This is a genomic window from Collimonas sp. OK412, assembly GCF_900112135.1.
In the GTDB taxonomy this organism is placed as follows: Bacteria; Pseudomonadota; Gammaproteobacteria; order Burkholderiales; family Burkholderiaceae_D; genus Collimonas; species Collimonas rhizosphaerae.
The window spans coordinates 21646-28783 of the sequence record NZ_FOLC01000040.1; the positions used below are offsets into that span (position 1 = coordinate 21646).

Below are 7138 nucleotides of genomic sequence, written 5' to 3' on the forward strand. Positions count from 1 at the left end.
GGTATTTACTGCTGTATTGCCGCCACGATCATCGCCACCGCCAGCATCAGCGAGCCGGCGACGCGGTCGGTAAGCCGGGCAAAACTCGGGCGGGTAGCGATAGTCTGCATTTTTCCGGCCAGCGCGGCATAGCCGGCCAGGATAAAAAATTCCGGGATAATTGAACCCGCCGCCAGCCAGATCATCTGCAGCGGCACGTTGGCGGCCGGGTTAAGGAACTGCGGCAGGATGGCGATAAAGAAAATCAGCGCCTTGGGATTGGCCAGCTGCAGGGTCAGGCCGCTGAACCAGATCTTCCAGCCGGAGGCATTGCGGCTGTCCAGCCTGGAGGCGGTGATCGGCGAAGGCCGGCCGAATATCGCCGACAGGCCGAGATACGCCAGGTAAGCCACGCCCAGCCATTTGACCGCGCTGAACAGAGTATGCGAGGCGACGATCAGGGCGCCCAGCCCGGTCGCCGAAATGGTGAAATAGATCGCGTTGGCGGCGAGTATCCCCAGGATGGCGAAAATCGACTTCTTCCAGCCGACCGTGATGCCGTAGGCGACCACCAGCATGACTGCCGGCCCGGGCGACGCCGACAGCGCAAATTCTGTCAGCACGAACAAGAAAAAATTGTGAAAGTCCATGTGTCCTGGTCAGCCTTTGGTTTTGCGCGCCTTGTGCGGCGCTTTGGAAAATGCCAGGTCGTACAGCCAGTTCGGCAACAGGCGCAGCAACTTGGCGACTACGCCCATCTGCCACGGGATCACCTGGTAGCTGCTGCCGCGCGCGACCGCGGCACCGGCCTTGGCGGCGAACCGCGGCGCCGGCATCAGGAACGGCATCTTGTAGTGGTTGACCTGGGTCATCGGCGTATCGATATAACCGGGCACGATGGTGACCACCTTGATGCCGCTGGCCCGCAATTCCACCCGCAGCGATTCGCAATAGCTGATCACGGCTGCCTTGGAGCCGCTGTAAGCGCCCGCTCCGGGCAAGCCGCGAATACCTGCCACGCTGGCGACGCCAACCAGGCGCAAATCTCTCTGCCCGGCCTGGGCCTGGCGTTTCATGGTGGCGATGAACGGTGTAAAGGTGGCGACCGTCGCCAGCACGTTGGTGGCGAATACCTGTTCGAACACTTGCTGGTCTTCGGCATGCTCGGTCAGCGTCCCTTGCGAAATCCCGGCGCTGGCGACCACCACGTCGGCGCCGCCGGCGGCGATGAAATCTTCCGCCGCTGCCGTCAATGCAGCGTGGTCATTGACATCCAATGCATACAGGCGATGCCGCTCCGGGTGCGGCAAGCCGGCGCGCAGCTGTTCCAGCACGTCCTGGCGCCGGGCAACCAGCCCCAGCGCTGCGCCCTGGCCCGCATAATATTGCGCCAGCGCGGCGCCGATGCCGCTGGAAGCGCCAGTGATGAATACACGTTGCATGCTTTACCTCGATAAAAAAGCCCGCCCTCTTGCGAGTGGCGGACTTTTCAACACTACCGGACCGGCCGTCGCGGCCAGCCTGCTTATTCAGCTGCTTGTTACTTCTTGCCGGCGGCAGCCTTGGCCACCAGGCTGTCCATCACTTGCAGGGTGGACTTGAACAGGGCCGGCTCGCTGTCGCCGGCGCCAGGCGTCGCGCCGACGATCGATGGCGAGGTGACATAACGGCCGTCGACTATCAGCGTCGGCACGCCGTCTATCTTATAGGCGTTTTGCAGCTGGACCGCGCGCGTCACCTTGGTCTGCACGGCGAAGGAGTTGTACACATCCAGGAACTTGGCTTTGTCCAGGCCTTGCTTGGCCGCGAAATCGGCGATGGACGCCTCTGTATCGAGACGCTGGCGCTGGACGTGGATCGCGCTGAAGACCTTCTTGTGCATTTCAGGCAGCTTGCCCATGGCTTCCAGCGTGTAGTACAGCTTTTTCTGCGCTACGTACGGCGATTTCTTTGGATCGCCATTCGGATCGCCGAAGTCGACCGGCACCCGCTTGAGGGAAATCTTGTCGCCCTGCTTGGCGATCCACTCTTCCAGCGTCGGCTCGAGCGCGTTGCAATGCGGGCAGAAGTAACCGAAGAATTCCGTCACTTCCACTTTCTTGCCAAGGCCGGTATCGGTCGGCTGCGGGTTATCGAGAACCTTGTATTCCTTGCCTGCGACCGGAGCGGCCGGCGATGCGCCGGCACTGGCGGCCAACAGGCCAAAACTCAGACTAAGGCCGGCGATAGCCAGGGCTTTTTGAAAAAAACGCATGAATTATCCTTTTTTTAAAATTGTGAAAGCCAACAACGGAACAGGGAGAGAGCCATAGTCCTGTTCCTCATCAATCAAAAACACGCCTGGTCCTGCATCCCTTATTTCGCCGCGCGCACCACTGCGGCATTGACGCCGTTATCTGACAACTTTCCGCGTATCCGGTTCATTGTTTCCAGCTGGTTAAACGGCCCCACCCGCACCCGGTACAGGGAACCGGTATCGGCCTGGCGTTCGCTGATCTTGGCTTCGAAACCCATCAAGGCCAGCCGCGCCTTGGCGCTTTCCGCTTCGCTCTGCTCGCGGAAGGCGCCTACCTGCAGGAAATAGATCCAGTTGTCGTCAGCCGCCGTGGCTTTGCTCTTGGCTTCGGCGATGTCGCCGGCGACTTTCTTGGTCTTGTCGGCGGTGGATTTGTCGACGACGGGAGCCGACTTGTCCTGCGCCTTGGCGACCAAGGCATCCAGCTTCTTCTCGGCCGCCACGTTAGGCGGCACGCCGTCGGCGCCCGGCGGCGGCGGAGTGAACGCCTTGGCGGCTTCCTTGGCCGCATCCTTGTTACCGTATAGCGACTTGTTCGGATCCGGCAGCTGGTCCGGGTTCGACGGCGCCGGCGCGGTGATGGCCTCCGGCGCTTTTTCGGTTTTTGCTGTCTTGTTGGTGAACGGCGTCGGCGTCTTGGTGATCATGATCGCCACCACCACGGCTATCGCCAATCCGATGATCAGGCCGAAGATCAGGCCCAGTAAGGTACCGCCAGCTTGTTTCTTGTTAAGTTTGCTCATACTTCCCCAATGACATCCTGGTTACTGACCGTCTCCGGCAACTGCTGCCGGAGATCGCCGATTGTAGATTCACATGCGGGCTGGTGCCGATACGCCGATCAGCGCCAAGCCATTGCGCAACACCTGGCGGGTTGCGTACATCAAGGCCAGGCGCGCCATCTTCAGCGCCTCGTCGTCCACCAGGACCCGCTCAGCATTGTAGTAGCTATGCAGCTCGCCCGCCAAATCGCGCAGGTAAAACGCCACCTGGTGCGGCCCCAGCTCTTCCAGCGCGTGCTGCAGCATGTCCGGATATTCCGCCAGCTTAGCCAGCAGGCTGGCTTCACGCGGCGCGGTCAGCGGGCTCAGGTCGACCGAACCCAGGCCGGCCTCGTCGCCGGTCCACTGCGCCAGCACCGAACAGATGCGGGCGTGGGCGTACTGCACGTAGTAGACCGGGTTTTCGTCGGACTTGGCCAGCGCCAGGTCGACGTCGAACACGAATTCGGTATCCGCCTTGCGCGAGATCAGGAAGAAGCGCACCGCATCGCGGCCGCGCGTCAGGTCGCGCGGGCTGTCTTGCGCACCGTCCACGGCAGCACTGTCTTCGCCCGCCGACCATTCGATCAGGTCGCGCAGGGTGACGTAGGAACCGGCGCGCTTGGAAATCTTCACTTCCTCGCCGTTCTTCATGACCGTCACCATCTTGTGCAGCACATAGTCCGGATAACCTTGCGGGATGCCGAGGTTGACCGCCTGCAGGCCAGCGCGCACGCGGGCGATGGTGCCGTGGTGGTCGCTGCCCTGGATATTGATGACCTTGCCGAAACCGCGCTGCCATTTGACCATGTGGTAGGCGACGTCGGGCACGAAGTAGGTATACGTGCCGTCGGTCTTCTTCATGACGCGGTCTTTGTCGTCGCCGTAGTCGGTGGTGCGCAGCCACAGGGCGCCATCCAGCTCGTAGGTGACGCCGGCGGCGTTCAGCGCATCGACTGCGGCGTTGACCTTGCCATCCTTGTACAGCGAGGATTCCAGGTAATAGTTGTCGAACTTGACGCCGAAGGCCTGCAGGTCCAGGTCCTGCTCGCGGCGCAGGTAGGCGACAGCGAATTTGCGCACCGATTCGATGTCGCCGATATCGCCGCTGGCGGTGACCGGTTCGCCGTCGCTGGCAGCGACCGTGTTCCCGGCCAGGAAATCCTTTGCGATATCGGCAATGTAGTCGCCGTTGTACGCCGCTTCAGGCCATTCGGCGTCGCCCGGCTTGAAACCGTTGGCGCGCGCCTGCACCGAAGTGGCCAGCGTGGCGATCTGGACGCCGGCGTCGTTATAGTAGAACTCGCGGGTGACATCGAAACCCTGCACCTCAAACAGCGCCGACAAGGCATCGCCCAGCGCCCCCTGGCGGCCATGGCCGACATGCAAAGGGCCGGTCGGATTGGCCGAAACAAACTCGACCAGCACTTTCTTGCCGGCGCCAAGCTGGCTCTTGCCGTATTCAGCGGCTTCTTGCAATACCGTCTTGACCACTTGCTGCTTGGCCGCCGCCGTCAAGCGCAGGTTGATGAAACCCGGACCGGCGATTTCGGCGCTTTCGATCAGCTTGCCCTCTCCGGCGCCGGCCATCACGGCCGCCACCAGGGCTTGCGCCAGTTCACGCGGGTTCTTTTTCAGCGGCTTTGCCAACTGCATGGCGATATTGCAGGCGACATCACCATGCGAAGGATCGCGCGGACGCTCCAGCGTCACCGTCGGCTGCAGCTCGCTGCCGGCGATAATGGGCTGCAAGGCAGCGTTGAAAAGGTCGATGATCTGTTGTTTCTGTGGTGCAAGCATAGGATAGGTAGTCAGTGATACTGGATTAATGCGAAAAATCTGTGGGGTTATCCGATCTGTCGGGCAACTTCCAGGCAATCTTGATTATTCCCGATTATACCGGCTTGGCATAGCAATCTTCACCCGGCTTGCCCGGGCAGGCCAGGGAATTCAGTAAATCCTGCTGTCCGCTGCAATCATCAAAAACTGCTGCTAAGATGCAGCGTCTCGGCCGGGCTGCTTTTTTTGGCATGCTTCCAGCTGCATCGATTTTGCCTTGCTTATTTATATACAGGAATTTTCATGACCCAATCCACACCACGCGTAGCCGATCATCCAGCCCACCCGCAATTCCTCAGCCGCTGGTCGCCGCGCGCTTACGCCAATGACGAGATTTCCGAACAAGAACTGCTGACCATCCTGGAAGCAGCCCGCTGGGCGCCGTCGTCCTACAACTCCCAACCTTGGCGCTTCGTCTTCGCCCGCCGCGGCACACCGCACTGGACCAAGCTGCTGGGCCTGCTCAACGAATTCAACCGCAGCTGGGCGGAAAATGCATCGGCGCTGGTGATCGTCTTGTCGAAAACCACGTTTGCGCCACCGGGCAGCACTGAAGAAGTGGCTATGCCGACCCATTCTTTCGACGCCGGCTCGGCCTGGGGCTACCTGGCGCTGCAAGCCAGTTTGTCCGGCTGGCATGCGCATGGCATGGCTGGTTTCGACAAGGAAAAGACACGTACCGAGCTGGGCGTACCGGCCAATTTCGCGATTGAGGCGGCGGTAGCTATCGGCAAGATCGGCGACAAGGCGATGCTGCCGGAAGGCCTGCGCGCCAAGGAAGAGCCTAGCCCGCGGTTGCCTTTGCAGGCTTTGGTTTCTGAAGGGACTTTCAAGGCTTAAAGCCTGGTTTATTTGATTTGACCCATTTTTTCGGGGCTGCCAAATTTGATGCGGGTTAACGGTGGGAGCTGTTAACCCGCATTTTTATTTATTGCGGCTGCGGCTTTTGAGATAAGCCCGGCTCGAATTATTTTTTATCGCCAAGAAATTGAATTGTTGACAGGAGATTTTGTACCCTGTCGAAGAATGAGATTGGTATCGACAAAGACTTAGGATAATTTTCGGATGCGCCTATGACTACGTCGTTATCGTGTACCAAACAAAATCGCAAGGACTGCAAAGTGGACCTGGATTTCTTGTTTTTATAGCCCACGACAAACCCATTCCAGTTTGCTCCTTTTAATTCTTTGAACAGATAGTTCTCTGGCTTCATCCCTTGATCATTTAACACCCACTTCCCATCTCTTATTTTTGCCGGGCATTTCAGATCATTGCTATTCCTGATTTGTTGCTGTTCAGGCGTTGGTTCTTCATGCTGCTTGCTCGCCGATGCCGCATTCCATGACAAATTCTCTGCGCCTTCACACATCAATCCAAACCACCTGTCATTCAAATTGCCTGGCTTCTGAAACGCCCAGTCGTAACCCGCGGACCTTTCAGCTTGCCAAAGATAAGGCGGATTCTTTAAAGCCGTTTTTGATTCATAGAAAACTATATCAGGAGTGTTGAAGAGAAAATTCTGATTGTTTTTTAAAGCAATTCTGAATGAACATCTATCCATATTTACAATAATAGAACGTAGACCAGGCACATGTGGAACGCCCCCAGCTTCATTTCCGAGGACAGTGCTAGTGGCGCTGTTTATGTTGGTAGAAAATAAACTGAATGATGCGATATAAAGAAATATGAATAGAAAAAATTTAGCTTCATTCATGTATTTTTGTATTCTTTTCGTTATCAAATCTTATTAATTTCGCACCTTCCCTTATTGGCAATCCGGGATACTGGCAAGGACTTGATGCTCAATATTTCGGGGTCCCCACGCGTTACCGCCGGGTTTTCATGGTCGCGGGTCTCGGCGAGCATCCTCCCTTTGAGTTGCTGGCTGACACCGAACCAGTGGGCATTTTTTCCGTAAGCGTCTTCCCAGTAACGTCTGTACTGCCTGATCCGATGTCCGCATGATTGAATTGGGTGCGAAATGAATTGTGCCCACAAATTCAATTATGGACACAAAAATTCAACCAGTCATTTCGTCACCCAAACGCGGCCCCTATCGCCGGCACACCACCGAATTCAAGCGTGATGTCGTTGCCAGATCGCAGGCCGTTGGAGCCTCGGTGTCACGCGTCGCCCGCGAGTTCAACGTCAACGCCAACCAGGTCTTTGCCTGGCGCAAGCAGTTTGGCAGCGTGCCGTGTGAAGCCGCTGCGGGAACTTGCCAACTTCTGCCGATCACCCTGGCCGAACCGACAGCAGTCGC

8 protein-coding genes are annotated in these 7138 nt (G+C 58.1%); 2 read left to right on the forward strand and 6 right to left on the reverse strand.

From position 1 onward, the window contains the following. Positions 1-5 precede the first annotated feature (5 nt). The 5 genes from BM062_RS23870 to argS form a co-directional block, all read right to left on the reverse strand. Entirely contained in the window at positions 6-629 is a 624-nt protein-coding gene (locus tag BM062_RS23870) for a LysE family translocator (RefSeq protein WP_092401944.1), read from the reverse strand. 9 nt (positions 630-638) lie between these two features. Continuing rightward, on the reverse strand, positions 639-1421 hold the full coding sequence (locus BM062_RS23875; protein ID WP_092401947.1) for an SDR family oxidoreductase: 783 nt from the start codon (positions 1419-1421) through the stop codon (positions 639-641). Positions 1422-1519: 98 nt separating this feature from the next. After that, positions 1520-2233, reverse strand: a complete 714-nt coding sequence (locus tag BM062_RS23880; RefSeq protein ID WP_092401950.1) for a thiol:disulfide interchange protein DsbA/DsbL — start codon at positions 2231-2233, stop codon at positions 1520-1522. Positions 2234-2334: 101 nt separating this feature from the next. Then, positions 2335-3018, reverse strand: coding sequence for an SPOR domain-containing protein (locus BM062_RS23885; protein ID WP_092401953.1), 684 nt, complete (start codon positions 3016-3018; stop codon positions 2335-2337). A gap of 69 nt (positions 3019-3087) precedes the next feature. After that, positions 3088-4836 (reverse strand): arginine--tRNA ligase, encoded by a 1749-nt coding sequence (gene argS / locus BM062_RS23890; RefSeq protein WP_092401956.1) that lies wholly within the window; start codon positions 4834-4836, stop codon positions 3088-3090. A 282-nt stretch (positions 4837-5118) separates the two neighbouring features. On the opposite strand from argS, the gene BM062_RS23895 reads away from it, so the two are divergent. Continuing rightward, positions 5119-5715, forward strand: coding sequence for a nitroreductase family protein (locus BM062_RS23895; protein ID WP_092401959.1), 597 nt, complete (start codon positions 5119-5121; stop codon positions 5713-5715). Between the two features lie 127 nt (positions 5716-5842). Here BM062_RS23895 and BM062_RS25425 read toward each other — a convergent pair whose 3' ends face one another. Continuing rightward, positions 5843-6589 (reverse strand): hypothetical protein, encoded by a 747-nt coding sequence (locus BM062_RS25425; RefSeq protein ID WP_139220180.1) that lies wholly within the window; start codon positions 6587-6589, stop codon positions 5843-5845. Between the two features lie 292 nt (positions 6590-6881). Between BM062_RS25425 and BM062_RS23905 the strand changes: the two genes are divergently transcribed. After that, positions 6882-7138: transposase (locus BM062_RS23905; protein WP_139220181.1), on the forward strand; the 257-nt coding region annotated here is incomplete at its 3' end.